The sequence below is a fragment of the Nesterenkonia flava genome, from assembly GCF_031432335.1.
Lineage (GTDB): Bacteria > Actinomycetota > Actinomycetes > Actinomycetales > Micrococcaceae > Nesterenkonia > Nesterenkonia flava.
In genome coordinates this window covers 1-683 of record NZ_JAVKGT010000094.1, presented here as the reverse complement: position 1 = coordinate 683, position 683 = coordinate 1, and the positions used below count along the sequence as shown (strand labels likewise).

1 protein-coding gene is annotated in these 683 nt (G+C 63.0%); it reads right to left on the bottom strand.

What is annotated here, in order from left to right; translation table 11 throughout:
- A partial coding sequence (locus RH857_RS13625; protein WP_310538512.1) for a transposase family protein occupies positions 1-361 on the bottom strand: 361 nt, incomplete at its 3' end.
- Positions 362-683: the final 322 nt, after the last annotated feature.

Here is a 683-nt window from a genome sequence, read left to right as displayed (position 1 = left end):
GGGCCCGAAAGGGCAACTGGCTGGTGACCTGGGTGAAGGTCCGCCGAGCACACCCGGCCTCGGTGCAGAGGAACCGGGGCTTGATGACTATCAGCTCGATGTCCTTGCCCCCGACGCCGAGATCTTTGACCCGTTGGCGGGTGCGCTGATGCACCCGGGCCGAGATCACCCCGCAGTCAGGGCAGGCCGCCTCGGTGCTGTTGGCGACGGCGGTGACTCGACGGCCTCCCAACGGCAGATCACAGGCCGATAGCACCTGGTAGCCGGGCAGGTTGAACACCACCGAGACCGGATCCCGAACCGCGTCGATGACGCTGCTAACGGTGGGCAGGAACAGGTGAGGGCCCGTAGGCTGGAACATGGCTCGCGTCCTTCGTTACTCGGAAGATAGATCGGCAAAATCCATCATCCAACAAGGGCGCGAGCCCCTTGACTCACGACACCTCCACACTCAACCGCGAATGGCCGCTAAAGCAGGAATCAGACTGACCCTGTCACGGTGTCATGTCAGAGGTCGCGCCTACGCTGAAAGCGTCCGTTGACACGCAGCACAGAGAGGTCGTCACCATGGCGCTCACGTCCACCTGGGAGACCATCGAGGTTCCCGTACTTGAAGCTACCGTCTCGCTCCTCGAGTCCAAGAACCCCGGCTCTCCGACGACGCTGGATGAGATTGTCGAGGC